The following is a 26167-nucleotide window of genomic DNA, read 5'->3' as shown; positions in this document are numbered from 1 at the left end:
AGCAGCCTCCGCTAGTCGGGTAAGTGAATGATAAAACGATATGCCGCCACGCTGGCTGCGGCTCTGGCCCAGCTCTGTTCGTTGATGGCAATATTGGCAATGGGTGTTTTGCCCATCATTGCGGGCAAAACATTGCTATCGATGGCCTGCATGACCACGGTTTTGAGTAGGCCATCAAAGGCATCGGGCTGATGCGCAATGACAATCAATTCGGGATCGTTCATCTGAATGATATTCGCGATCGATAAACCCAGCGCATGTCCGGCCTGGTGCAGAATGGCAATCGCAGCGCTGTTGCCTTTCACCGCCAGTGCCTCCAGCTCGCCAATCGATTCGCTCTCCAGCGCTTTATCGCGCGTGCTTTCGCGGATTGCCGTTAGCGAGGCGAGGGTATCGAGGCAACCTCGCTTGCCGCAGCGGCAGGGGCGACCGCCGGGTTCAATGGTGCAATGGGCAATCTCTCCGGCGCCACCGTGTGCGCCACGGTGCAATTGCCCCTGAAAGAAGTGCGCTGAACCGATGCCGTCGCCATGGGAAATCAGGGTGAAATTGCGCGCCTTTTTTGCCACGCCAAACATCTTCTCGCTCACCGCCAGCGCTTTGGCATCGTTCTCCAGTGAGACGTCCAGGCCGGTTTGCTGCTTCAGCATTTCAGCCAGCGGGACATTTTTCCAACCGAGCAGAGCCGATTGCACACAAACTGCCTGATGTTCATCAATAAAGCCGGAAAGCGTGACGCCAAGGCCAATGACCTGATCCAGTGAAATGGATTTCTGCGCAATCAGCGCTGGGATGGCCGCTGCTATCGCCGCCACTAATTGGGCGGGCGCGAGATGGAGCGCCATTTCGGTGGCTGCCAGCGTATGACCATGCATATCGATTAACACTAAAACTACGCGTTCGCCGAGCAGCGAAGCACCGAGAAAATAGGCGCTGTCGGCGCGCATTTTTAATAATACCGATGGACGTCCCTGGCCGTTTGATTCTGGAATACTTTCCTCCAGTAATCCGGCATTTAGCATCTCTTTAACCTGCGTTGTAATAGCGGCTTTGCTCAACTTCATCTGTTCAGCAATCAGGGTACGGCTCATTCCCTGTGAGGCAATAAGCAAACGCAGAATTTGTTGCTGATGGGCATTGAGCATTCGAGGTCTCACAGCGTTAGCATTTATGCGCTGACAATAATAAGGCCAGAAAACAAATACAACGATATTTAGTTAAATTTCTGAATGCAGATCTAATTATAAGTAAATTATATGAACTGACATCTTGGCTTTTGTTTAGAGATCGTGGCTTATATAGCGCAACGCCGTGGTAAAGATTTCGTAGGGTCGCCATTCATGGCAACCAATGCATACAGGCGCGCATAAATGCGCACCCTACAACGACATGTTCATTCACCCTTCGTTTCAATGATTCATTGAGGGCCTTCATGGAAAGCAAACATAAGCATTTCAAGGTACTGACGCTGGCCGGTTGTTTATTAGCGTCAATGGCGAGCGCCTCCGTTTTCGCCAGCCAGCTGGTGATCATGCAGAACGAACCGCCGCGTAGTATGGATCCGGGCAACCAGACCGCGACCTTTACCGGTACCGTGCTTGATCCGATGTATGAAGGCCTGACGCGCATTGGAGACGATGGAAAAATTATTCCGGCATTAGCCTTATCCTGGACGTCCGACGACAGCGGTCTTAATTGGACTTTCACCCTGCGGCCCAACGTGAAATTCCATGACGGCACGCCGTTTAATGCCGATGCGGTAGTCGAAAACTTTCAGCGCCATTTAAATACACAACGTGGGCTGGCAGGTAGCGGAAAAATTCGCACCTTTATTCAGGATGTGAAGAAAAAAGACGATCTTACCGTTACATTCCAGCTTAAAAAAATCAACCCGGCCTTTTTAACCGTTTTAGCCTCCGGACCAGGTTTAATGGTGAGCCCAAAAGCGGATAAAGAGGGCAGCATTAACAATAAAGCCGACGGCACTGGGCCCTATAAGCTGGTGCAATACAAATCTGGCGAATATGTACTTGAACAAAAGAACAGTGACTATTGGGGGAAATCCTCCGGCCCGGATGAAATAAAATGGACGTGGAGCAGCGAGCCTTCGGTAATGAATATGGCGCTGCAATCGGGACAGGTAGATATTATTAATCCGGTGCCGCCGCAGTTCGCTGGTATGTTAAAAAACAATGCCAACGTTAATCTGAAAAGGTCGCCGGGAGCGGCTGTGTTCTGGGTCGATCTGAATACGCAGAGCAAAGCGCTCAGCGATGTTCGCGTGCGGCAGGCGCTAAACTTTGCCACCGATCAACAGGCGCTGGTAAAAGCCATCATGTTTGGCTATGCGCAACCGGCCAATTCCGCGCTGGCACCCGTCGATCCTAACTACGACAAGAATCTGCACGATTATCCTTATGATGTTCAAAAGGCCAAAGATCTGCTGAAGGCAGCGGGCTACGCCGATGGCTTCCCGATGTCGATTGCGGTGCAGGCGCCGGACGCGCGTACTGCGCAAGTGCTGCAGGGTATGTGGAGCAAAATTGGCGTGAAGCTCACCGTGCGCCAGATGGAAAGCGGTGTGTGGACCAAAGCGGCCTTTGCCGATGGCAAAGAGAAGGCCGCACAGGGCACCGATGCGGTACTGGCGTCATGGTCTTCCGGTTTATACGGCTCAGACCTGCAATTGCGTCCGCTGTATCACACCAGCAGCTTTGCACCAGGTGGCGCCAATCTTGGCTTCTTCAGCGATAAGCACACCGATGAACTGATCGATACTGCCGCGTCCACGCTCGACGATACCCAACGCAAGGATCTCTACTTCCAGGCACAGAAACAGATCAGCGGATTAGCGCCGCAGGTGCTGCTGTTCTATCAGGACGATCTTTACGCCGCGCGCAAAAACATCAGCGGGGTCGTCATGCAGCCGGGTGGGCAGATTGTCGTCCGTGATGCAATGAAGCAATAAACTCATGGCTGATGTGATATGAAAGCGTACGTCGCAAAAAAGGTGCTGTCGCTGCCGTTAATTATTTTCGGGGTGTCGATCATTGTATTCATTGCCATCCGCGCGCTGCCGGGCGATCCGGCACGCTTGATGGCAGGACCGGAAGCGCCACAGGAAGCCGTGGATAATATGCGCATGCGGCTGGGACTGGATAAGCCTTTGCCGCTGCAATATGCGAAATTTGCTGCCGAAGCCATACATGGCAACCTCGGACTGTCGCTGCAGTCGCAGCGACCGGTGATGACGGAAATCAGTGAGCGGCTGCCATATACCTTATCACTGGCGGCGCTGGCTTATCTGCTGGCCATTGCGATTGGCGTGCCGGCGGGGATGACAGGCGCAATATATCGCCAGCGCATTCCCGACCAAATCGTCATGGTGCTGACCATTGCCGGTGCGTCCATCGCCAACTTCTGGCTGGCGCTGCTGGCGATGAACTACTTCGCCGTTGAGTTAGGTTGGCTACCGCTGCTGGGTGCAGATTCATGGAAAAATTACATCATGCCAACCGTTACGCTAGCGATCTTGCCGATGGCGATGATTGCCCGCATGACGCGTTCCAGCATGCTGGATGTGCTGAGTCAGGACTATATTCGGACTGCCAAAGCCAAAGGTTTATCGTCTGGCAGCATCCATTGGAAGCATGCGCTGCGTAATGCGCTGATCCCGATCGTCACCATTGTCGCACTGAATTTCGGCAGTCTGATTGGCGGTGCGGTGGTGACGGAATCGGTGTTTAACTGGCCGGGGATTGGCCGCTTACTGGTGGATTCGGTGCGCTACCGTGATTATCCCGTGATTCAGGGCGTGACGCTGGTCGCCGTTACCGGCGTGGTGCTGATGAATCTGGTGGGGGAAATTCTGATTGGTCTGCTTAACCCCAAAATAAGGTTCGACTGATGAACAGCATTGAAAGCTCCGTGCTGCCGCCGCGTTCGCGCAGCCGAAACCTGCTAAGAACCCTGGTCGCTAATCCTTCCATCGCCATTGGCGGCGCACTGGTATTGCTGGTGGTATTCGCCGCCGTGCTGGCACCGCTGATCACCCATTGGGATCCGGTTGAACAGGATTTACTCAATACGCTGCAGGCACCTTCGGCCGCACATTGGTTTGGCACCGACGATTATGGCCGGGATATTTTCTCGCGGGTGATTTTTGGTGCGCGCATAACGCTGTTTGAGGTCTGCCTGAGCGTGGCGATATCAATGGCGATCGGCATTCCACTGGGCATCATTTCCGGCTTAGCCGGGCGTAAAATTGATGCCCTGATCATGTGGGTGATGGACATTATCTTTGCTTTCCCGGGAATTGTTCTGGCGATTCTGATTGTTAGCGTGCTGGGGGAAGGCCTTACTAATATGTTGATCGCTATCTCGCTCTTCTCCATACCGGTCTATGCGCGCCTGAGCCGCAATTTAACGCTCGGATTGAAAAATATGGAGTATATCGAAGCGGCACATATGCTCGGCGTGCGCTATCCGCGCATCATCACTCACTATATTCTGCGCAATTCGATTGGGCCGCTGATCGTGCAATCAACCCTAACGGCCGGCGCGGTAGTGCTCTCTGCCGCCAGCCTCTCTTTTCTTGGCTTAGGCGTGCAGCCGCCCATGCCGGAGTGGGGCACGATGATGAGCGACGGGCGCAACTTCCTTGGCCTGAATATCTATGTGTCACTCTTCCCTGGATTGGCGATTTTGATTACCGTGCTGGGCTTCAATGTCCTTGGCGACGGCTTGCGTGATGTGATGGATAAACGTTTATGAGTAAACCTGCAGTTATTTGCCTCGATTTGGGCGGTTCATTTATCAAGTTAGGCGTGATGGATGCGCAAAATGCATTAACGATTCTCGATCAGCAGAATATCCCGGCGACCAGTTGGACGGCGTTCACCACGCTGGTCAGCCACATGATTGCCCAACATCAGGCGCATTTTACTGCTGATAGTCCGGTGGCGATTTCCACCGCCGGCATTGTGGCGCCGGACACCGGGGAGATGTTTGCCAGCAATATTCCTGCTTTTCATCAGCGCAGATTGGCCAACGAATTATCAGCGATCTTGCAGCGACGGGTGATTGTGCACAACGACGCCGATTGCTTCACGCTGGCGGAGGCGCTAACGGGAGCCGGGCAAGCACACAAGGTGGTGTTTGGTGCCATCCTCGGTTCAGGTGTTGGCGGTGGATTAGTTGCGGATGGTCGTATCATCACTGGCCAAAATGGTTTGACCGGGGAATGGGGGCATGGGCCGATCACACTCACTGAAGTGGAGATTGATGGTGAAACGCTGCGCCTGCCGCGCCTGAGCTGCCCGTGCGGACAAAAAGGCTGCCTCGACAGTTACGGAGGCGCGCGCGGCCTGGAAAATCTGCATCAGACATTGCATAGCAGCACAGCGAGCAGCATTGATATTATCAAGCGCTGGCAGCAGCAGGACAGGCAGGCGCAGCAAACCCTGCAGGCGTGGTTACAGCTGGTTGGCCAGCCGCTGGCGTACACCATTAACATTACCGGCGCATCACGCGTGGTGGTGGGCGGCGGGCTGGCTTCTGTGGTGCCGTTAATCGAGGCGTTAGATCAGGCGGTGCAGGGTTATGTGTTGCGCAGTACGCGCCAGCGTTTAGTGGTTCCTGGAGCGTTCGCGCATCATGGCGGCATGATGGGCGCCGCGCTGTTGGCCCGACAACGTCATGGATAATGTTACCCGGTGCGCATAAATGCGCACCCTACGTCGTAGCGTCGCCATTCATAGCGACCAATGCGGCAGCGTTACCCCAGCCATTAACACATAATTGCGCTATCATATGCCGCTTACTTAACTCAGTTACGACGATGGTTGCTGTTCAATGCACCCACGATGCTGGCTGAGTTCTTCACCTGTGGTTCGGAAAACTCATGTCATCAATACAACCTCAACTTACTCAGCTGCTGAGCGAGGCATCGCTGCCGCGCAAAAGCGTGCTGAAAGCGCTGTTCGCGCTGGGTACCGGTGGCTTTGCCATTGGGACCGGCGAATTCGTGATTATGGGCCTGCTGCCCGATGCAGCAAAAGGCCTCAACGTGTCGATCCCTTCCGCCGGGCATCTGATCAGTATTTATGCTCTCGGCGTGGTAATTGGCGCGCCGCTGCTGGCCGTTTTGGGTGCGCGTGCCTCACGTCGTAATTTTCTGATGACGTTAATGGGCCTGTTTGCCGCCGGAAATTTGCTGAGCGCGGTGGCACCTGGCTACTACTCGATGCTGTTGGCGCGTTTTCTTGCCGGTTTTCCGCATGGCACTTTCTTTGGCGTGGCTGCGCTGGTAGCGGCCGGTTTGGTCGAGCGCAGAAAGCGTGCGCAAGCGGTATCGATGGTGCTATTTGGTTTGACCATTGCTAATTTGCTGGGCGTTCCGGCGGTCACTGCCATCGGTCAATGGTTTGGCTGGCGAGATGCCTTTGCCATTGTGGGTGGTCTGGCGCTGGTCACGTTGCTTTTGGTGTGGCTGTGGGTACCCAACGTAGCGGGTGATAAAAATGCCAGCCCGCTGCGTGAGTTGTCAGCGCTAACGCGCAAGCAGGTGCTGCTCACACTGGCGATTGGTGCAGTAGGCAGCGGCGGATTGTTCTCGGTGTTTAGCTACGTCAAACCCACTATGACCGAACTGGCACAGATGCCGGTGAGCTGGATTCCTGCCGTGTTGGCGCTATTTGGTTTAGGCATGATTATCGGCAATATTGCGGGTGGTCGTCTGGCCGATCGCGGTATTGAAAAGACGATTCGTATTTTGCTGGTGTGGTCGTTTCTGGTGCTTAGCGCCTTTGTGTTTGCTGCACATTATGCCCTGGCGGGTGCAATCAACGTGATGCTGGTTGGCACCATGGTCGCGCTGGCGGCTGTGCTGCAAATTCGGTTGATGGATGTGGCGGGAGATGCACAAACCATGGCGGCAGCGATGAACCACTCGGCATTTAATCTGGCCAATGCGTTAGGTGCGTGGCTAGGTGGCGTCACGATCTCAGCAGGTTTAGGCTGGCAGTCAACCGGTTGGGTGGGCGCGATTCTGGCGGTGCTAGGTCTGTTGATTCATGGTGTTGCGGTACGTGATGCGCGGCGGAAATCCATCACCTTTGCCCACGATAATCATTAACATCATAGGGTCGCCATGAATGGCGACCCTACTGTTTTGTAGGGTGCGCATTCATGCGCACCTGGTTAAATCATGAAAGCTTCTGCTACAAAAACGTTACAAATATCCTATTAGTCTCCCTCCGAATGTGGGAGATATGCCAGCCCGAACGATGCGAATTACTGCTCCCACCCTGGACAAATAACTACCAGACCTGTCTTGGGGTTCTGCGTTGCGCTGCTAAAAAAATAGAAAAAATTAATGGTTCTATAAGGGCGAGTACGTATTATTTCTATAAATACCAATACGATGCTTTTATAGTCACGCCAATTTGCTCGCACGATCACAGCGTAAGTAACACAATTTCTTAACATTAATTGCAGTGATTAAGATCGCAATAATTATTCCCATACTCTCTTTAATAGAAAGCCTTGAACCTAAGCAACCCGGCTTAACATGGAGAGGGCAGCATGCAAGAAAAAATCCCCGGAACGCGTTGGTATCGCGTTATCGCCCCCATTCTCATTACCTGCATCGTCTCATTCATGGATCGCGTCAACATCAGCTTTGCGCTGCCTGGCGGCATGGATCAAGATCTGGCGATCAGCAGTCAAATGGCGGGTGTGGTAAGTGGCATCTTCTTTATCGGCTACCTGTTCCTGCAAGTGCCAGGTGGACGTATCGCCGTAAATGGCAGCGGTAAACGTTTTATTGCGTGGTCGCTGGCAGCATGGATGGTGGTGTCTATCGCCACCGGCTTTGTTACCAACCATTATCAGCTGCTGGCGCTGCGTTTCGTGCTGGGTATCTCGGAAGGTGGCATGTTACCGGTAGTGTTAACCATGGTCAGCAATTGGTTTCCAGAAAAGGAGCTGGGACGCGCTAATGCTTTTGTAATGATGTTTGCGCCGTTGGGCGGCATGTTTACCGCACCGATCTCCGGCTACATCATTAACGTGCTGGACTGGCGCTGGTTGTTCATTATTGAAGGTCTGCTTTCTGCCGCTGTACTGCTGGTGTGGTGGCTGGTAATCGCCGATCGTCCAGAAGAGGCGCGCTGGTTACCCGCACGTGAAAAGGCGTATTTGCTGCGCGAACTGGCGCGTGAAAAGGCGCAACATCGCCAAAAAGCACCGCTTAGTAAAGCCCCGTTAAAAGCGGTGTTCCGTAATTCAGGTTTGATGAAGCTCGTGGCGCTTAACTTCTTCTACCAAACTGGCGATTACGGTTACACGCTGTGGCTGCCGAGTATCCTGAAAAATCTCACCGGCACCAACATGGCGGGCGTCGGCCTGCTGGCCGCCATTCCGTTTGTGGCGACAGTGCTCGGTATCTATGCGATTTCCTGGCTGAGCGATCGCACCGGTAAGCGACGTTTGTGGGTAATGGTCTCGCTGTTCTGCTTCGCTGCTGCCTTGCTGGCTTCGGTGGTGCTGCATGAGAACGTGGTTGCCGCCTATATCGCGCTGGTGGTATGCGGCTTCTTCCTGAAAGCAGCGACCAGTCCGTTCTGGTCTATTCCCGGACGTATCGCTGCGCCGGAAGTGGCGGGTAGCGCACGCGGCGTGATTAATGGGCTTGGCAATCTGGGGGGATTCTGTGGGCCGTACTTAGTTGGCATCATGACGCTGCTCTATAGCCAAAACGTGGCAATCTGCTGGCTGGCGGGTTCGCTGGTGATTGCGGGGATCTTTACGCTGTTGTTGCCAAAAGAGTGTGATATTAACCCTTCAGAACCGCGCAGACATATGAAGGACGATCGTTTGATGAGTGCCAAATAGTGAAGCTGGCAAGGTTGGCACTATTCTGAATATGAACAATAGAAAGTCAGAATAAATAAAAAGGGAATGCCTGATAAGGTGTTCCCTTTTTAACGTTTCAATCAATCGACAGATTATGAATAGCCAGCACAGCACGTGCGGCTTCTTTGCCTTTCTTGATGAAATGCTCGGTGTAGAAGTTTTCGATGACGTCTACCGGTTGGAAGTTATGCGGTGTCAATGAAACGGAAAACACCGGTACGTTAGTGGTGAGCTGCACATTCATCAGGCCATCAACCACCGCTGCTGCAACGAAATCATGGCGATAGATGCCGCCATCCACCACCAGCGCCGCGCAGACAATTGCATCGTATTTGCCGGTTTCAGCCAAACGCTTAGCCAACAGCGGCATTTCAAATGCGCCAGGCACTTCCAGCACTTTTAATTCCGCGGCAATAGATTGATCGGCTAATTCTTTTTCGAAACCTACCAGGGCATTATGGACAATTTCTTTGTGCCATCCGGCTTTAATAAATGCAATTTTAATAGTGTTCATGGTTATTTCGACATCACCTGTAATTTGTTCTTGCTCATAAAATAATGTGTTTGTATACCATATGTTACGTTTGTAATCTACCGACGCAAAACCCGTCATACTTCGAGTTGCAGGAAGGCGGCAAGTGGGTTCATCCCCAGGAGCATACTGAAGTATGTGACTGGGGTGGACACGCGCAGCCAACGCACCTGCAGCTCGAAGTATGATGGGTTTAAGTATGGAGAAGACAATTTAACCACACCCTTAATGCAGTTATTCCGCGCTTGACGGCGACCATCGCCTGCAATACAAATAGACGCGTCGGGGGAGTCTCGCCACAGAGACTGAGAGGCTAATAGCGCACTGCGCGGCTTAGCGACCCTTTGAACCTGACCCAGTTGATACTGGCGTAGGAAGACTGACAGTCTGTTAGCTTGGCTGTCTGGCGCTAAGGCAAGCTCGATCGTGGCGCCATTTCCCTTCACCTGTATCTGCGGGTCTCAGTCAACACTGAGAGGCCGATGTGAATTTCCCCTTTTTGAACATCATGGAACCTGCGCTGTGAGCCGCTGGAGCGTGCTAGGCTGCGGCGTGGCCGGCTTGTGCGTGGCAACATTATTGGCAGAGCGCGGCGAAGACGTTGAGGTGATCGACGATGCATCGCGGCGCCCGGCATCGTGGTATGCCGGCGGCATGCTGGCGCCCTGGTGTGAAGCCGAAAGCGCGCCGCGTGAGGTGATAACCCTTGGACAGCACGCCGCCGCGTGGTGGCAACAGCGCGTCAGCAGCGTTGCACATCAGGGAACGCTGGTGGTGGCGCCGCCGCGCGACAGCCAGGAGCTTAACCGCTTTGCCCGCATGACCGAGCAGCATCAATGGGTTGAACCTGGTGCGATTGAACCGGCGCTGGAAGGGCGCTTTGCGCGCGGTCTGTTTTTCGCTCGGGAAGCGCACCTCGACCCGCGCCTGGCGCTGCAGGAAGTGCGTGAGAAGCTGATTGCGCGCGGCGTAGCCTTCAACTCGCATGCGCCGAGCGGCCAGATTATCGATTGCCGTGGCATTCATGCCGCGCCCGAATTGCCGCGCCTGCGCGCCGTGCGCGGCGAGATGCTGATTCTGCACAGCGATGAGGTGCAGTTCTCCCGTCCGATTCGCCTGCTACATCCGCGTTTTCCCTGCTATCTGGTGCCGCGTCGCGGCGGGCATTTTATGCTCGGCGCTACCATGATTGAGAGCGATGACGCCAGCCCAATCAGCGCCCGCGCCATGATGGAGTTACTCAGTGCCGCTTACGCCATTCATCCGGCGCTGGCGGAGGCGCGGGTAATTGAGAGCGGCAGCGGGCTGCGTCCGGCCTATCCGGCCAATCTGCCGGATATTCACTATCAAAATCACACCTTCTATCTCAACGGCATGTATCGCCACGGTTTTCTGCTGGCACCGATGCTGGCTGAACAGCTGATGCAGCGCCTATCTGGAGAGCAATCTTATGATTATTCAGCTTAACGGGCGCGCTATCAGCACCGAAGCAAAAAGCCTGAGCGAACTGCTGATCGAGCAGCAAATTGATGTGGCCTGCGTCGCTACCGCCTTTAATGGCACCTTTGTGCCCAAAAGCCACTACGACACGCAGCTGCTGGATGAAGGTTGCCAGCTCGAAGTCTTGTCACCGATGCAGGGAGGCTAAACGATGTTTTACGATGTTGACCCACAATCGCGCTTCCTGCTCGGCACCGCCGGATATCCTTCGCCCGCCATTTTGCAGCAGGCGATTGCCGCGTCTGGCACTGAAATCATCACCGTTAGCCTGCGGCGTGAAGGTGCTGCGGGCGCGGCATTTCGTGAACTGCTGACCGGACTCAACATTCGCGTGTTACCGAATACCGCCGGCTGTCACACGGTGAAAGAGGCGGTCACCACCGCGCATATGGCGCGAGAATTGTTTAATACCGCGTGGATCAAACTGGAAGTGATTGGCCACGCCGACACGCTGCAGCCCGATCCGTTCGCGCTGGTGGAAGCGGCGCGCATTCTCAGCGAAGACGGGTTCAAGGTGTTTCCCTACACCACTGAAGATCTGATCGTTGGCGAAAAACTGCTGGCGGCAGGCTGCGAGCTGCTGATGCCGTGGGGCGCGCCGATCGGTTCCGGCCAGGGACTGCGCAATATCGACGGCCTGCGCGCGATGCGTGCCTGGTTTAGCGATGTGCCGCTGATCATTGATGCCGGCATTGGCGCGCCGTCACAGGCGGCGCAGGCGATGGAAATGGGCTTCGATGGCATCCTGCTGAATACCGCCGTCGCCAAAGCGGGCGATCCGATCGAGATGGCAAACGCATTTCGTCTGGCAATAGAAGCCGGACAGGCGGCCCGTCGCGCCGGATTAATGGAAAAGCGTAATATGGCGAGTGCTTCCACGCCCATCTTTGGCCTGGCAAATCTCAACTGATGGGCGGCGATATGGAACGCTATCAACGCCAGATGATGCTGCCGGAAGTGGGTGAAGACGGGCAGCGCAAACTGCGCAACGCGCGCGTAGTGGTGGTGGGTGCCGGTGGGTTAAGCGCGACGCTGCTGCCGCAGCTGGTGGGCGCGGGCGTCGGCCATATTCGGCTCTATGACGACGATGAAGTGGCGCTGCATAACCTGCATCGGCAAACGCTGTTTACGCTGCAGGATATCGGCCAGCCCAAGGTGCTCAGCGCTCAGCAGGCTTTGCAGCAGCGTAATCCCGAGGTGCAGATCGACGCGCTGCAGCAGTCGCTGAGCGCCAGCAATATGCAGCAGGCGCTGGCGCAGTGCGATCTAGTGATCGACGCCGCCGATAATTTTGCCGTCACCTATCAGCTCTCCGATGCATGCATGCTAGCTGGCATCCCGCTGATCAGCGCCTCGGTGTTACGCAGACAAGGTTACGTGGGCGGTTTCTGTGGCGGATCGCCGAGCTATCGCGCGGTATTTCCGCGCCTGCCGACCTCCGCTGCGGACTGCAACACCGCCGGCGTGATGGGGCCGGCGGTCGCCGCATTGGGCGCAATGCAGGCGCAGATGGCGCTCAGCGTGCTGCTCGAACTGCAGCCATCGCCGCTTGGCTGTCTGGTGAACTGCGATTTTGTTAACTGGCACTTTCGCCCGTTCCGCTTTGATCAGGCCGAAGAACCGCAACAGGCGGTGCCGTTTATCGATCGGCCGCTGCTGGCGGCGGATGACTGCATTGTCGAACTGCGTAGCCATGAAGAAGCGCCAGTCAGCGTCGCAGAGGGCGTTGAGCGCATTCTGCCGCAGGCGATCGCCACATGGCAGCCACCGACGCAGCAGCGCATTGTGCTGGTATGCGCCAGTGGCATTCGTGCCGCGCAGGCCGCCGCAGTGTTGGCGCAGCGTGGCTTTAACCAGCTGGCGATTCTGGCGGCAAATCGCCCATGAGCCACGACATTGTGTTCAACGACGTGAGCTTTAGCTGGGGCGATAAACCGCTGTGCCAGCAGCTGAATCTGCGACTGCGCGGCGGCAAAACCACGGTGATGCTGGGACGCAGCGGCATCGGCAAAAGCACGCTGCTGCGCTTAATCGCGGGGTTACTTCAGCCGCAACAGGGCGCGGTGCAGGGTTTACGCGGCAATGTCGCCTGGATGGGGCAGCAGGATCTGCTCTATCCGTGGCTGACGGTGCTGGAAAACGTGATGCTATCGGCGCGCCTGGGCGGTGAAAAAGCAGATCGTCCGCGCGCGCTGGCGCTGCTGGCGCAGGTGAAGCTCAGCGAGGTGGCGCACGCGCCGCCGCATCAGCTCTCAGGCGGCATGCGGCAACGGGTGGCGCTGGCGCGCACGCTGTATGCGCAGCGTGAGGTGGTGCTGATGGATGAGCCGTTCGCCACGCTGGATGTGATGACCAAACTCAGCCTGCAGACGCTGACCGCACGCTTGCTGCAAGGCAAAACCGTGTTGCTGGTGACCCACGATCCCCTGGAAGCCTGCCGCATGGCCGATGATATTTTGCTGCTTGATGGCCAACCGCTGGCGATCGAAAACTGGCCGGTGCCTGGCGGTGTGACCCCGCGATCGTTCGATGATCCCGGCGTGTTGCAGGCGCAGGCGCAACTTTTCTCCCGATTGAATACCCATGAAAACACTGTTTAGCGCGATCTATTTGTTTGTGGTGCTGCTGTGCGGCTGGCTGCTGGCGCGTCACAGCGGCGTGCCGACCTTTTTACTGCCCGCGCCGCAGGCGGTGCTTGAAGCGCTATGGCTGCAGCGCCAACTGCTCTGGCATCACACGTTATATACGCTGGCGGAAATTGTGCTGGCGCTGCTGCTCGGCGTGGGTGCCGGCGTGACGCTGGCGGTGCTGATGGCTGCCAGCCCGCTGCTGCGACGCGTGCTGTTTCCGCTGGTCACCGCCAGCCAGGCGATCCCGATATTTGCCCTCGCGCCGCTGCTGGTGCTGTGGCTCGGTTTTGGCATTGCGTCGAAAGTGGTGGTGGCGGCGTTGATTCTGTTTTTTCCGCTGTGCCTGTCGCTGTTCGATGGGCTGTGCCGCACGCCGAGCGGCTGGCTGGAGCTGGCGCAAACCACCACGCCATCGCGCTTTCGCATCTTCTGGCGCGTGCGCTGGCCCGCCGCCTTACCGCAGTTTTTTTCCGGCTTACAGATGGCGGCGGTGCTGGCACCGATCGGCGTCGTGATTGGCGAATGGGTTGGAGCCAGTGAAGGGTTGGGCTACTTGATGATGCAGTCCAACGCCCGGCTGGAAACCGCCACCAGCTTTGCTGCACTGCTGCTGTTACTGATTCTGGCGCTGTTGCTCTCCGGCAGCGTGGCGCTGATTCGCAAGAAAACCCTCTGGCAAACTTCATAAGGATGCACTTTGAACACCTTACGCACTATTTTTACCACCTTGCTGTTGCTGGCTTCTGCTCATGTCCACGCCGCAGAGAAAGTTCGTTTGCTGCTCGACTGGTTTATTAACCCGAATCATGCCGCGATTTTTGCGGCTCAGCACAGCGGGGCTTTCAAAAAAGAGGGGCTGGACGTAGAGATGATCGCGCCTGCCGATTCCGCCTCTGTACCGCTGCTCTTGGCCGCAGGTAAAGCCGATCTTGCTATCAGCTATCAGCCGCAGCTCTATACGCTGGTGGAGAAGGATGTGCCAGTCATCCGCGTTGGCACTTTAATCAATCAGCCACTGAATACGCTGACCACGCTTGCGAGCGATATTCACTCTTTAAAAGATTTTGCAGGGAAAACGCTGGGCTATGCGGTACCGGGAACAGAAGACGTGGCAATTCGCAATATGCTGAAATCGCAGGGCGTTGATGTTGCCACCGTGAAGCTGATTAACCTGAATATGGACGGTGAATCAGCGCTATTGACGCACAAGATTGAGGGTGCGATGACCATCTTCCGCAACTATGAGCTGCTGGATCTGCAGGACAAAGGCGCCAATCCGACGGTGTTCAAACCTGAGGATTACGGTGTGCCGGCGTATGACGAACTGATTATTCTGGCAAATCAAAAAACGGCCGCGCAGGACAAACGTATTCCGGCGTTTTTGCGCGGGCTTGATGCGGGTGTGGCATGGCTGCGCGCGCATCCGCAAGAGGCGTGGCAGGCATTTATCAAGCAATATCCAGAGCTGAACACCAAACTGAACCATGAAGCGTGGCAGGCGACGCTACCATACTTTGCTGCGCACAGCGCAGAGTTTGATCGGGCGCGCTATCAGGCATTTGGTGAGTATATGAAAGCGAATGGTGTGATTAAGGATGTGGCGCCGATGGCGCGTTATTCACTGCAGTAACTTCTGCCAGGTGCGCATTAATGCGCACCCTACGAATATGTAGGGTCGTCATTCATGGCGACCGGAAATACACCAAGAATTACGCTTGCACACCGCTGTATTTTTGATAATGATATTTATTCTCAATTATCAAGTAATGGACAACCTGATGCGTTTTCCCGCTCTTTCTCTGCTGCTCACTCTATTTTTCATCTGCACCCACGTCCACGCCACCGCCAACTGGCCGCGCACCATCCAAACCCCGCAAGGCCCACTTACGCTGCAACAGCCGCCGCAGCGTATTGTTTCGACCAGCGTCACGCTGAGCGGCACTTTGCTGGCAATTAATGCGCCGCTGATCGGCTCTGGCGCCACCAGCCGCAATAGCAGCGTGGCGGATGCGCAGGGCTTCTTTACTCAATGGAGTGCGGTGGCCAAAGCGCGTCAGGTAAAACCGCTGTACGTGTCGCAGCCAAACGCCGAAGCGATTGCGGCCGAAGCGCCGGATTTGATCGTGATGGCCGCCACCGGCGGGGATTCAGCGCTGCGCTTGTACGATCAGCTGCAAACCATTGCGCCGGTATTAGTGATCGACTACGGCGATAAGAGCTGGCAGGCATTAGCTTTACAGCTGGGCGACATCACCGGTCATGAAGCGGATGCGAAAAAGCTGATAGCTGCGTTTGACCAGCGCGTCGCAGCGGTGCGCAATACGATCACGCTGCCGCCGCAGCCGACGTCTGCCGTGGTCTATTACGAAGATGGACGCGGCATGAACCTATGGACACCGGCCTCGGCGCAGGGTGCGCTGTTAAAGGCGTTGGGCTTTACCTTGGCCGCGCCGCCCGCGAGTTTTCAGGGCAGCACCAGCATGGGCAAGCGTAATGACATCATTCAGCTAAACGGTGAAAATATGGCCGATGGCATCACCGGCAACACTATTTTGCTGTTTGCGGCCGATGAGAAAACCGTGCCGCAGGTGGCGAAGAATCCATTCCTCGCCCATCTGCCCGCGGTGCAGCAGCACGCTATTTTTGCCGTGGGGAACGACACTTTCCGCCTCGATTACTACAGCGCCAGCAATATGCTGAGCAGCATCGAGCGGCAATTCACGCATCAAGCGTCAGCGGTGGCTGGTCGCGGTGCATCAGGCTGATCGCCGAGGCGTGCGGTGCGCAGGCCGCGCGCCGCCAGCGCCAGCAAGACCAACAGCCCCGCCGCCAGACCACCAAACCACAACACGCTGCTCAACGGCGCCAACACCCGTGCCAGTGCCCCCAAACCTAATGCGCCAAGCGAATCGCCCGTCACATCCTGTGCTGTGCCGAGGCTGTTAACGCGACCCAGCAGCGCATCCGGCGTGTGATGCTGCGTCAGCATAAACTGCAACAGCGAGGCGATAGCGTTGCTGTAGCCGTAACACACCAGCGCCAGCAGTGCGGGCAGCAAATGGCTGTAGAAACCGAGCGAGGCGATGCAGGCAAACGCCAGCAGCGCACAACCGATCAGCACCCGCCCCGGGCGTGACAGTTGTCGCACCCAGCCACTGGTAAATGCGCCGATCATCGCGCCCAGCGGCACCGCAGAATACATCAAACCTAATGCCGAGGCATCGGCGTGCAAGGTTAGCGCCAGCGCCGGGAACAGGATACGCACCGCGCCCACCATGCTGAGCAGTAACCCAACCAGCACCACCGCGCCCACCACTTTATGCTGGCAAACAAATTGAATGCCGCTCGCCAGCGCACGCAGCGGATGCTCCGGTTCCTGCTGTTCAGGTTTCATGGCGGGCAAACGCACTAGCGGAATCAGCGTAGCTAGCGTACCGATGGCGGCGACCGCAAAGGCCCAGCCGACGCCTGCCGCGACGATAATCATCCCGCCAATCGCTGGCGAGAGAATCGCGCCGAGGCGCACCGTTAGCATGCTGAGCGCACCGGCTTCAGCCAGATGTTCGCGTCCGACGATCAGCGGGATCACTGCCATCAGCGCGGTCATGCCCAGCGCTCCAAAGAAGCCATCCCAAAAGGCGAGGAAATTGAGCGCCAGCAGCGAAGGCGCTAAGCTGAAGGCATTCAGGCTGAGCAGCACAAAGCCGATGCCGCAGGTGCCGCGTGCAAACAGGATCAGCTTGCGGCGATCGTAGCGATCTGCGAGCACACCGCCAAGCAGCAGGCCGATAAACATGCCGACGCCATCGAGCATCACCGCCACGCCCACCTGCAGCGTGGAGCCGGTCATGGCCTGAATCTGCACCGGCACACCCACCGCCAGCATGCCGAGCGCAAACACCGACAGCATGCGAGCGCAGAATATTGCGCGGAATGACGGGTTATTTTTCAGCAAACTAAAATCTAAAAATATCGAGGGCTTAGCCATATATCTCCAACATAAGGGGTAAAGGTCACCATGAATGGCGACCCTACACTTATTTCCAGGCCGCTATGAATACGACCCTACAAAAACGTGCAGACCTTTCGTAGGGTGCGCATTTATGCGCACCGTTTCGATGCCCGCACCAAAGCTCAACCCGCTAACAGCTGATTGATCAACGGTCCCAATACCTTCAGCGAATCCGCCGAGAGAATATCGGCGTGTTCACAATCCAGCGGGATGAGGGTGAGCTCATCCACAAACGGCGCCCAGCTGGCGCGGACATCCATATCCGGCGGCACGGTTCTTTTCGCCATAAACAGCGTGGCGCTGCCGGCATAACGCGGCGTGCGCGCTTCGGCCAGGCGCGCGACGGCATCTTTGTAATTAGCCACGATGGTGCTAAACATCGCCGCCTTCTCCGCCCGCAGCAGCGGATCGCGTTCGTCTTCGGTTGCCGCCATAAATTCGGCCTGCTCCCGCGCCACCTCCTGTTCCGCTTCAGCGGCATCCGGCATGCGCCAGTCCTGACCTTCCGCCGGATAGGTATCCAGCAGGCCGAGGAAGGCCACCTCTTCACCTAATGCCTGCAGGCGTGCCGCGATGCCTTGCGCCAGCGTGCCGCCAAGCGAATAACCGAGCAGGAAGTAGGGCCCGCTCGGCTGCTGCTGGCGAATCGTTGCCAGATGCCGATCGCACATCGCCGCCACGCTGTGACACGCCGCAATCACCCCATCAGGACGCGGCGATTGCAGGCCGACAATCGGGAAGTCGCCGTCCAGATAGTGCAGCAGGGCGCTATACTGCCAGGCGAAACCGGAGGCGGGATGGATGCAGAACAGCGTAGGGCCGTTGCCTGCGCGCAGCGGCAGCAGTTCACCGTTGCCACCGGTTTCGCTGCTGGCGCCGTCGTCGAGCAGCGCCGCCAGCTTCTCCACGCTGCGTGCCGCGATGATCTGCCCGACGCTGAGCGGCGGCACCTCACGACGACGCAGTTCTGCCGCCAGACGCATCGCCAGCAGCGAATGGCCGCCGAGCGCGAAGAAATCGTCGTCGGCGAACACGCTGTCGCAACCCAGCAGCTGCTGGAACAGCTCTGCCAGCAAATGCTCACTGGCGCTGTCCGGTAAGCGACCGCTGCGCGCGCTGCGCTGCGGCATCGGCAGCGCTTTGCGGTCGAGCTTGCCGTTAGCGCTCAGCGGCAATTGGTCGAGCAGCAGATAGCTGACCGGCTGCATATGCGCAGGCAATCGTTCGCTCAGCTGCTGCTTCACGCGCTCGAGGTCCAGCGTGATGCCCGCTTCCGCTACCAGCCAGCCCAGCAGCTGACGATTATCGACGCCTGGCGTTGACTGCTGGGTAAGGTTGCGCGCCGCGACCACCGCTTGCGCCACGCCCGGCAGCGCCGCCAGGGCTTGTTCGATCTCGCCCGGCTCAATACGCTGTCCGCGCATTTTCAGCTGATCGTCACTGCGTCCCAGATACTCAACCGCACCGTCGGCGCGCCAGCTGGCAATATCGCCGGTGCGATACATGCGTTCCCCTTCGGCAAACGGCGCGGCGACAAAGCGCTGCGCGGTGAGATCGGCGCGGTGCAAATAGCCATCGGCCAGCTGCACGCCGCTGAGATAGAGATCGCCGGGCACGCCAACCGGCACCGGGCGCAGCAGGTTATCGAGAATATGCAGCTGCGTGTTCCACACCGGGCGTCCAATCGGTACGCCCGGACCGTTGAGGCCCGCTAGCGCGCTGCCGCTGGCCGGTTGCCAGGTGACATCGACGGCGGCTTCGGTCGGGCCATACAGATTGTGCAGCGGTGCGGCAATCAGATCCTGATAGCTGCGCGCCAAATCGCACGCCAACGCTTCACCGCTACAAAATACGCGGCGCAGGCTTGGGCAAGCACGATCGGTTTGCGTCGCCAGATGGCCGACAAATGCGGCCAGCATCGAGGGGACAAAATGCATTGTGGTGACGCGATAATCGTCAATTAGCTGCCACAGCGCCTGCGGGTCGCGGTGTGCCTCCGCTGGAGCCATCATCAGCTGCGCGCCAGTCATCAGCGGCCAGAAGAACTCCCACACCGAGACATCAAAGCTGCACGGGGTTTTCTGCAGCACCACATCGTCGGCGCGCAACGGATAGCTGGCCTGCATCCAGCGCAGACGATTGACGATAGCGCGTTGGTTCACCACCACGCCTTTCGGTTTGCCAGTGGAACCCGAGGTATAAAGGACGTAAGCCGGCCGATTGGCATCCGCCTGCGGCAGCGTGTGCCGAGCCTGAGCCTGTGGGTTGGCTAAGCCATCAAACAGCATCAGCGTACCAAAACGGGCGAAACGAATTTCCAGCGCTGACTCGGTGATCACCACCCACGGCCGCGCATCTTCTACCATGTAGGCCAAACGCTCATCGGGATAACCGATATCCAGCGGCAGATACGCCGCCCCGGCTTGTAAAATGGCGCTGAGCGCGATGCTAAGCCGTACCGAACGCGGCAGCGCCACGGCGACGATGTCGCCCGGCATCACGCCGGCTTCGATCAGGCGATCCGCCAGCAGCGTGACCTGCCGCTGCATGTCGCTGTAGCTCAAACGATGCGCTTCATCAACCAGCGCGAGCGCATCGGGCGTACGCGCTGCCTGCTGGGCAATTGCCTGCTGCAGAGTTTCCTCTTCCAGCTGCACGCCGGTGTTATTGACCCACTCCAGCAGCGATTGCTCAGCCAGCGTTTGCAGTCGCCACTGCGTCAGCGGCAGATCGGGCGTGGAAACCAGCTGTTGCAGCAGCAGGAGCAACCGCTCGGCGAGACGTTCCGGCGCGCTGACGCAGTCGCGATACTCCATCAGCAGCGTCAGCTGTTCACCCGGTAGCACCAGCAGCGTCAGCGGGTAATGCGTATAGCCGCGGTTGTGAATCGCCTCGCAGCGCACGTCGGCATTGGCATCCAGCACGCTTTGGTTGTCCGGATAGTTCTCGACCACCAGCAAGGTATCAAACAGCGTACCCGCGCCAACCAGCTGCTGAATTTCGGCCAATCCGAGACAATCCTGCTCAATTAGCTGGATCTGCTGCGCCTGATGATCGGCCAGCTGCGCCAGCAGTGGCCGCTGATGATCGAAGCGAACGCGCACCGGCAAGGTGTTGCTGAACAGGCCGACGTGCTGATCGATACCGTCAATCTGGCCAAATCGACCGGACACTGGTGCGCCAAACACCACGTCCTGCTGGCCGCTGGCAACGGACAGCATCAAGCCCCACACACCCTGCATGACGGTGTTCAGGGTTAATCCACGCGCCCGACACAGCGCATAAAGCTCGCGCTCCAGCGTGGCATCCAGCGTGATGCGTTTTTCGCTGACCGCGCTGTCGGCCGCGTTTGGATAGAGCAGCGTCGGCCGCACGTCGCGCAGGCACGATTGCCACTGTTGGCGCGCGTCGTCGCAGTCGCGCTGGCCGAGTTGACGCACCAGGTCAACATAACTGCTGCTGAGCGCGGGCAGGGTTTGCTGCCGCAGCGCACAAAGCAGATCGTGGAGGATCACCGGCGTTGACCAGCCATCGACCACGAGATGATGCGCGTTAAGCAGCAGCGTCCAGCGCAGGCCATCGCGATGGGCGATCAGCGTGGCTTGCAGCATGATCGGCTGACTAAACAGATCCTGCGCCAGCGCCTGATGCTCCAGCGCCAGCAGCGCCTGATCTTCGTCTTCCTCAGCCAACTGATGCACCGCCAGCGGCCAATCCCGCTCGCCTTCCGGCAGCAGCTGCAGCGGTTGCAGGCTGAGTTCGGCATCAAAGCGTGCCGCCAGCTGTGGATGGCGGCGTAGCACTGCGTTCAGCGCCTGCTGAACGGCTGCGGCGCCGATCTCGCCGCTCAGCGTAAGACGCGTCAGCGAGTTATAGCTGCCTTGTTGTGCGGTGGTTTGGGCGTGGAACAGCAGGCCTTTTTGTAATGGCAACAGCGGCAGCACATGGCTGAAGGCGCCGTGACGCGCATGCAGCTGTTGCAGCGTGGTATCGTCTACGCCATCAATGGCCACGTCGGCGGCAACCAGTGTATTGGCAGCCTGCTGCGGCTGATTTTGTGCCAGTGCCATCAACGCCTGCGCGGTGCTGACCATTGCCAGATGCAGTTGTTCAATCGCCTCAGCATTCAACACGCCAGCGGCCCAGCTCCAATTGAGCGCCAGCTGCGCCGCGTCCGGCTGCTCTTCGACAAACACGTTAAGTTCTAACGCATGCTGCAGCGGCAGCGCGCCATCCTGCATCACCGCAAAGGTGTCGCGGAACGCCTTGGCGGTGCGCTGTGGCGACCAATAGCCGCTGCGCTGTTGGAAGCGCCCCAGATAGTTAAATAGTACCTGCGGCGCATGCTTAGCCGCCAGTTTTGCCAGCGTAACGCCGCGATGCGCATCCAGCCAACGTAACTGACCATAGCCAATGCCGCGATCCGGCACCGCGCGCAGTACCGCTTTTACCGCGCGTACGCTAGCGTTGAGCGGCGCCTGTGGGTTTTCCGGTAATGCCAGCAACAGCGGGAATTCCGCCGTTAACCAGCCAACGGTGCGCGCCAAATCCTGCTGGGTATGCAGCTCGGCGCGGCCATGTGATTCCAGCGTAACGCGTTGCATCGCACTGCCGTTATGCTGGCGCAGCGCGAGGGTCAGCAGCGTTAACAGCAACTCTTCGCTGGTGGCGCGATAAGATTGCGGCAGCGTGTTGAGCAGCGCGTGCGTAGTGGCCGCATCCAGCAGCGTGCGCCGATGCTGCTGGCGATCGCTGTGCTGAAGGGATCGCTGTCCAATCGCCGGCAGCGGTTCAGCCAGCATCTGTTGCCAGAACGGCAGTTCGCTAGCGCGCGCGGAGAGGTTAGCCAGCAAGGCAGCCGACCAGTCATGCAGCGAGGTTTCCTCTGCAGGGATCATCAGCGGCGTGTTATTGAGCAGCGCATCACCGGCCTGTTGCAGCTCATCCAGCAACACGCGCCAGGAAACGCCATCAACAATTAAATGATGCAGCGTCAACACCAGCGCGCAGCTGGCGCCGTTTTGTTGCAACAGCGTGGCCTTGAGTAACGCACCGGCAGCGGGATCAAGCGCGTAAGCATCTTCGGTAAACGCCTGCTCCGCCGCACTATCGCGATCTGCTATTGCCCATACGCGTACGCGTACGCGGGCAGGGCATGCAGGCAATGTTTCGCCGACGATCAGCTGCTCATCGCGCGTAAAGCCGTTCAACACGGGATGCGCCCGCGCCAGTTGATCGATCAACTGTTCTACCTGCGCCTGCTGTAACTGCGGCGGCACCGACAGCAGCACGCCGTGGGCAAAGCGCGCATTAATGCCTGCCTGCGCGTGGAACCAGTGCAGGATCGGCAATCCGCCAATCGCGCCCTGTTGCGCCACCCGTTTAGCGGTGGACTGTTGTGCCAACGGCGTTAAATCACGCGCCATGCGGGCAGCGGTACGTTCAGCGAAAATTTCACGCGGACGTAACAGATAACCGGCGCGGCGCGCGGCGGTGCTAAGTCCCATCGCCGAGATACTGTCACCGCCGAGTGCAAAGAAATCATCCTCTGCACCCACGCTTTCCAGCCCGAGCAGGTTGGCTATCGCCGAACAAATCAGCTGTTCCTGCGGCGTGCTGGCAGCGCGGCTTTGGTTCTGCGCCGCCTGTTGCGGCTTTGGCAGCGCCTGGCGATCAATCTTGCCGTTGACATTAAGCGGCAACGTCTCCATCACCATCAGTACCGCCGGCACCATGTAATCCGGAAGCCGTGTTGCAAGCTGTGCCAGCAATTGCGCGCTGAGAGTGCCCTCTGCGCGCAGCGCATCATCCTGCACCGAGCAGTAGCCAATTAAGCGATGCGTCGCGCCTATCACTTCGGCGATGACGATGGCGGTGCTGACTTCCGGCAGCGCCACCAGCGCGTTCTCCACCTCACCCAACTCGACGCGGAAGCCGCGCACTTTAATCTGGTGATCGGTACGGCCAATAAACGCCAGCTGACCATCCTGATTCCAGCGCATCAGGTCGCCGCTGCGGTACATCACATCGCCTGCGCGGAACGGATTGGCAACAAAGCGTGCGCTGGTGAGATCGGGGCGACGCAAATAGCCGCGCGCGATGCCGCTTCCGGCAATGTACAACTCGCCTGGGCAGCCAATCGGTACCGGACGCAACTGGTTATCCAGCAAATAGACTTCGCTGTTCCCCACTGGACGGCCAATCACCGGCTGCGGCGAGGCCATCACGTTGGCGCCGAGCGTATCAATGGTGTATTCCGACGGGCCGTAATAGTTGTGGATCTCCATCTGCTGCTGTTGCTGCATCCGTTTCCACAGCGTCGGCGTTGCCGCTTCACCGCCAATCATCACAAACGATGGGCGATGGTTATCGGCTTCCAGCAGGCCGCTGTCGATCATTTGTGAGAAGAACGACGGTGTGATATCCAGTAAATCCACCGGCACCGCGTTCATCTGTTGTATCAATCCCCAGGCGTCGCGGCGAAGATCTTCGTTGAAGATATTTAGCTCGCAGCCCATCAGCATGCAGAACAGCGGTTCCCAGGAGGAGTCAAAGGAGAATGAGGCGGTGTGACCCGCGCGCATGCGGCGCGGACTGTGGGCGGTAAAGCGCGCAATCGCGGGGCCAAACAGGTGTTCGCGATGCGAGAGGAACAGATTGAGCAAACCCTGATGCGTGCTCATTACGCCTTTGGGGCGTCCGGTCGATCCCGAGGTGTAGATCATGTAAGCCAGATCGACACCGCACAGGTTAGTTGCGGGTCGCGCGGTGGGATACGTGTTCAACTCAATCTCATTAATCAGCAGATGCGGCAGTTTTGGCATTTGCTCCAGCGTGCGGGTGTGGGTGAGTAGCAGTTTGGGCTGCGCGTCATCGCACATCAGGGTTAAGCGTTCACGCGGGTAGTCGAGGTCGAGCGGCATATAGGCCGCGCCGCTTGCCAGTACGCCAAATATCGCCACCAGTGAATCTACAGAACGTGGAATTCCGATTGCCACCACGTCGTCGGCGTGCAAACCGCGCGCGATCAGCAGATGTGCAAGCTGCATCGCGCGATCGGCAAGCTGGCGATAACTCAGGCTGCGCTCGCCGCAAACTACCGCGATCTCATTGCCATGTTGCGCAGCAGATTGCAGCAGGACATCAACAATGGTGGCGGTATCGGCAGGCGGTATGATGCCAGGGCCGGTTGACCAGCGCTGCAGATCGGCCTGCTCTTGCGGGGCAATCAGCGACAGCGCACCCACGTTAATAGCAGGATTATCAACAAACTGGTTTAGCAGATAGCCAATGCGTTCGGCGTGACGTTGTAACGATTTTGCATTATAACGCTGCGGGTTAGCGACTAACGTCAACTGTAATGCACCGTCGCGGAAACCAACCTCAAATTCCAGATCGTCCACCGGGCCCATTGCCAGCGTATGGGTGGCGGCACCATGACCATCGAATTGCACATCGTCGTGATAAACCTTGACGTTAATCACCGGGCCATACAGCGCCTGGCTGCTGCCAACCAGACCCAGATCGCGGCGCAGCTGTTCCGCTTCATAACGCTGATGACGGCGCGCTTTGCGGATTTCGCTCTGCACCTGCTGCAACAGCGCCGGTAACGTCATCTCATCGCTCACGCTAAAGATCAGCGGCAATACATTCACCACCGGTCCGAGCGTTGAGATCGCCGCCGAACCCATGCGGCGCATGAACGGAAAGCCAATCGACAAACGCGAGCGGTTGCTGATGCGGGCGAGATAGGCAATTAACAGGGCACTGACGATATCTCCTTCGCTGCTGTCAGCCAGCTGCTGATGCAATCTCGTCAACTGCGGGAGGGTGACCTGACAACTGATGGGGCGAGCGTCGGGATGCGTTATGTTTTCATTTGAGAGCGTAAGGGTTTCAGGAAGCTCAGCGGTGTAGCTTTGCCAGTGGCTGGCGGCGCGCTCGCAGGCGGCGGAATCCTGCCACTGTTGATACTCCTCAATCACCGTGGTGAAGGGGGTAAACGGCGTGGGCGCAGGCGTTTCGCCGGTACACTCGGCGGCATAGATTGCCGCAATGCGCTGCGTCAACGCCGCAAAACTGAAGCCATCTACCAGCAGATGATGATAGCGCTGATACCACAGCCAGTTGCCGTCATCGACGCGCATTAACACGTGACGATAGAGCGGAGCGTCGCCGTCGGCAGGCAGCTCAGCAGCGAGATCTGCCTGCATCAGCTTGTGCGCCTGGCGGGTTGCGTCGGCACGCTGGCTAAAATCGTGCCATTCCGGTGCGATGGGTGCTTGTGCATCGAACCACTGCGCCGGATTGCCCTCATCGTCGAGACCAAAGCGCGCCTGCACGGTATCAGCTTCGGCCATCGCCTGACGAATAGCGCTATCGAGTGCGACGCGGTTGATGTTGCCGTGCAACACGCTGTAGTGCGCCACGGTAAATTGATTGCGCGGCTGCGCAATGCTGTCAGCGATCCAGATGCCGGGCTGCGCCGCGACTAAAGGATAGGGTTGTTTGATCGTTGCCAAGAGACAGTTCCTGTCTGATTCCTGTCATCCTTCGGGCTGCAGTGGCGTTGGCTGC

At 57.7% G+C, this 26167-nt stretch carries 18 protein-coding genes and 1 riboswitch; of the genes, 14 read left to right on the top strand and 4 right to left on the bottom strand.

What is annotated here, in order from left to right:
• Positions 1-11: 11 nt before the first annotated feature.
• Positions 12-1145, bottom strand: a complete 1134-nt coding sequence (locus AC07WB_RS22045; RefSeq protein WP_097098067.1) for an ROK family transcriptional regulator — start codon at positions 1143-1145, stop codon at positions 12-14.
• Between the two features lie 287 nt (positions 1146-1432).
• Here AC07WB_RS22045 and AC07WB_RS22040 point away from each other — a divergent pair, with 287 nt between their 5' ends.
• The 6 genes from AC07WB_RS22040 to AC07WB_RS22015 all read left to right on the top strand — a co-directional run bounded on the left by AC07WB_RS22040 (position 1433) and on the right by AC07WB_RS22015 (position 8895).
• Entirely contained in the window at positions 1433-2968 is a 1536-nt protein-coding gene (locus AC07WB_RS22040) for an ABC transporter substrate-binding protein (RefSeq protein ID WP_345830512.1), read from the top strand.
• Between the two features lie 18 nt (positions 2969-2986).
• Positions 2987-3907, top strand: a complete 921-nt coding sequence (locus AC07WB_RS22035; protein ID WP_494941344.1) for an ABC transporter permease — start codon at positions 2987-2989, stop codon at positions 3905-3907.
• Positions 3907-4773 (top strand): ABC transporter permease, encoded by an 867-nt coding sequence (locus tag AC07WB_RS22030; RefSeq protein ID WP_400457513.1) that lies wholly within the window; start codon positions 3907-3909, stop codon positions 4771-4773. The genes AC07WB_RS22035 and AC07WB_RS22030 overlap by 1 nt, the downstream gene beginning before the upstream one ends.
• On the top strand, positions 4770-5705 hold the full coding sequence (locus tag AC07WB_RS22025) for an ROK family protein (RefSeq protein ID WP_400457515.1): 936 nt from the start codon (positions 4770-4772) through the stop codon (positions 5703-5705). Before AC07WB_RS22030 ends, AC07WB_RS22025 begins: the two co-directional genes overlap by 4 nt.
• Positions 5706-5902: 197 nt before the next feature.
• Positions 5903-7135 carry an MFS transporter gene (locus tag AC07WB_RS22020; protein ID WP_494941343.1) on the top strand — a complete coding sequence of 411 codons (1233 nt, stop codon included), beginning with the start codon at positions 5903-5905 and terminating at the stop codon, positions 7133-7135.
• A 449-nt stretch (positions 7136-7584) separates the two neighbouring features.
• Entirely contained in the window at positions 7585-8895 is a 1311-nt protein-coding gene (locus tag AC07WB_RS22015) for an MFS transporter (protein ID WP_494941342.1), read from the top strand.
• A gap of 97 nt (positions 8896-8992) precedes the next feature.
• On the opposite strand, the gene AC07WB_RS22010 is transcribed toward AC07WB_RS22015, so the two are convergent.
• Positions 8993-9430, bottom strand: coding sequence for a 6,7-dimethyl-8-ribityllumazine synthase (locus AC07WB_RS22010; RefSeq protein ID WP_097098343.1), 438 nt, complete (start codon positions 9428-9430; stop codon positions 8993-8995).
• Positions 9431-9722: 292 nt separating this feature from the next.
• Positions 9723-9842, top strand: a riboswitch (TPP riboswitch).
• 128 nt (positions 9843-9970) lie between these two features.
• On the opposite strand from AC07WB_RS22010, the gene AC07WB_RS22005 reads away from it, so the two are divergent.
• From AC07WB_RS22005 to fepB, 8 genes are all read left to right on the top strand, one after another.
• Positions 9971-10915 (top strand): FAD-dependent oxidoreductase, encoded by a 945-nt coding sequence (locus tag AC07WB_RS22005; RefSeq protein ID WP_494941341.1) that lies wholly within the window; start codon positions 9971-9973, stop codon positions 10913-10915.
• Positions 10899-11096 carry a sulfur carrier protein ThiS gene (gene thiS, locus AC07WB_RS22000; RefSeq protein WP_097098059.1) on the top strand — a complete coding sequence of 66 codons (198 nt, stop codon included), beginning with the start codon at positions 10899-10901 and terminating at the stop codon, positions 11094-11096. The genes AC07WB_RS22005 and thiS overlap by 17 nt, the downstream gene beginning before the upstream one ends.
• A gap of 3 nt (positions 11097-11099) precedes the next feature.
• Positions 11100-11858, top strand: a complete 759-nt coding sequence (locus tag AC07WB_RS21995) for a thiazole synthase (protein ID WP_494941340.1) — start codon at positions 11100-11102, stop codon at positions 11856-11858.
• A gap of 11 nt (positions 11859-11869) precedes the next feature.
• Positions 11870-12835, top strand: a complete 966-nt coding sequence (locus AC07WB_RS21990) for a HesA/MoeB/ThiF family protein (protein WP_494941339.1) — start codon at positions 11870-11872, stop codon at positions 12833-12835.
• Positions 12832-13548: an ABC transporter ATP-binding protein gene (locus AC07WB_RS21985; protein ID WP_345830527.1), complete on the top strand. Its 717-nt coding sequence runs from the start codon at positions 12832-12834 to the stop codon at positions 13546-13548. Before AC07WB_RS21990 ends, AC07WB_RS21985 begins: the two co-directional genes overlap by 4 nt.
• Positions 13532-14266: an ABC transporter permease gene (locus tag AC07WB_RS21980; protein WP_494941338.1), complete on the top strand. Its 735-nt coding sequence runs from the start codon at positions 13532-13534 to the stop codon at positions 14264-14266. The genes AC07WB_RS21985 and AC07WB_RS21980 overlap by 17 nt, the downstream gene beginning before the upstream one ends.
• Positions 14267-14275: 9 nt before the next feature.
• Positions 14276-15208 (top strand): ABC transporter substrate-binding protein, encoded by a 933-nt coding sequence (locus AC07WB_RS21975; RefSeq protein WP_097098055.1) that lies wholly within the window; start codon positions 14276-14278, stop codon positions 15206-15208.
• A gap of 148 nt (positions 15209-15356) precedes the next feature.
• Positions 15357-16343: a Fe2+-enterobactin ABC transporter substrate-binding protein gene (gene fepB / locus AC07WB_RS21970; protein WP_494941337.1), complete on the top strand. Its 987-nt coding sequence runs from the start codon at positions 15357-15359 to the stop codon at positions 16341-16343.
• On the opposite strand, the gene entS is transcribed toward fepB, so the two are convergent.
• Positions 16304-17566: an enterobactin transporter EntS gene (gene entS / locus AC07WB_RS21965; RefSeq protein WP_494941336.1), complete on the bottom strand. Its 1263-nt coding sequence runs from the start codon at positions 17564-17566 to the stop codon at positions 16304-16306. The two genes, fepB and entS, sit on opposite strands and share 40 nt — an antisense overlap.
• A 146-nt stretch (positions 17567-17712) precedes the next feature.
• Positions 17713-26112: an amino acid adenylation domain-containing protein gene (locus AC07WB_RS21960; protein ID WP_494941335.1), complete on the bottom strand. Its 8400-nt coding sequence runs from the start codon at positions 26110-26112 to the stop codon at positions 17713-17715.
• Positions 26113-26167 lie beyond the last annotated feature (55 nt).

This window comes from Pantoea sp. GW821-FHT03E06 (genome assembly GCF_059420725.1).
Note: the sequence above shows the minus strand (reverse complement) of the source record. Positions and strands in the feature narration are given on the sequence as shown.

Coding starts and splice junctions, on each gene's coding strand:
- AC07WB_RS22045 (WP_097098067.1), bottom strand. CDS start 1,145: ATGCTCAATGCCCATCAGCAACAAATTCTGCGTTTGCTTATTGCCTCA.
- AC07WB_RS22040 (WP_345830512.1), top strand. CDS start 1,433: ATGGAAAGCAAACATAAGCATTTCAAGGTACTGACGCTGGCCGGTTGT.
- AC07WB_RS22035 (WP_494941344.1), top strand. CDS start 2,987: ATGAAAGCGTACGTCGCAAAAAAGGTGCTGTCGCTGCCGTTAATTATT.
- AC07WB_RS22030 (WP_400457513.1), top strand. CDS start 3,907: ATGAACAGCATTGAAAGCTCCGTGCTGCCGCCGCGTTCGCGCAGCCGA.
- AC07WB_RS22025 (WP_400457515.1), top strand. CDS start 4,770: ATGAGTAAACCTGCAGTTATTTGCCTCGATTTGGGCGGTTCATTTATC.
- AC07WB_RS22020 (WP_494941343.1), top strand. CDS start 5,903: ATGTCATCAATACAACCTCAACTTACTCAGCTGCTGAGCGAGGCATCG.
- AC07WB_RS22015 (WP_494941342.1), top strand. CDS start 7,585: ATGCAAGAAAAAATCCCCGGAACGCGTTGGTATCGCGTTATCGCCCCC.
- AC07WB_RS22010 (WP_097098343.1), bottom strand. CDS start 9,430: ATGAACACTATTAAAATTGCATTTATTAAAGCCGGATGGCACAAAGAA.
- thiS (WP_097098059.1), top strand. CDS start 10,899: ATGATTATTCAGCTTAACGGGCGCGCTATCAGCACCGAAGCAAAAAGC.
- AC07WB_RS21995 (WP_494941340.1), top strand. CDS start 11,100: ATGTTTTACGATGTTGACCCACAATCGCGCTTCCTGCTCGGCACCGCC.
- AC07WB_RS21990 (WP_494941339.1), top strand. CDS start 11,870: ATGGAACGCTATCAACGCCAGATGATGCTGCCGGAAGTGGGTGAAGAC.
- AC07WB_RS21985 (WP_345830527.1), top strand. CDS start 12,832: ATGAGCCACGACATTGTGTTCAACGACGTGAGCTTTAGCTGGGGCGAT.
- AC07WB_RS21980 (WP_494941338.1), top strand. CDS start 13,532: ATGAAAACACTGTTTAGCGCGATCTATTTGTTTGTGGTGCTGCTGTGC.
- fepB (WP_494941337.1), top strand. CDS start 15,357: ATGCGTTTTCCCGCTCTTTCTCTGCTGCTCACTCTATTTTTCATCTGC.
- entS (WP_494941336.1), bottom strand. CDS start 17,566: ATGGCTAAGCCCTCGATATTTTTAGATTTTAGTTTGCTGAAAAATAAC.